This window comes from Clostridioides sp. ZZV14-6150 (assembly GCF_020657875.1).
Lineage (GTDB): Bacteria > Bacillota > Clostridia > Peptostreptococcales > Peptostreptococcaceae > Clostridioides.
This window is the reverse complement of sequence record NZ_JAGWDA010000099.1, coordinates 1-299: the sequence shown is the minus strand read 5'-3', so window position 1 is coordinate 299 and position 299 is coordinate 1. Positions and strand designations below refer to the sequence as shown.

Annotated in this window: 1 pseudogene; it reads right to left on the bottom strand. The window is 25.8% G+C overall.

The annotated features are described in order from the left end of the window. A pseudogene (locus KGF41_RS20685) lies at positions 1 to 299 on the bottom strand (RNA-guided endonuclease TnpB family protein); the annotation flags it as partial.

The window sequence follows — 299 nt, the reverse complement described above, 5'->3', positions numbered from 1 at the left end:
TAATACAAATAATATCCGTTTCGCCATACTATTTCAGCAGTCTTTATATTTTCAATATTAAAATCTAACTCTAAATAGATACCTTTTGACATTGATAACTTTAAGTTACCTTTAGCATTGATATTTATTGCACTAGCTTTGAATGGTATTATATAAAATTTCTTGGTTTTATATGGATACTTTGCCTTGGTATTACCTTTCTTTCTTAACTCTGAAATAGTTTTTCTATTAGCATCAAATTTATCTGATATTGCTTGTATAGTTTGACTATGTAGATTGTATTTACCTTTGATTATCTT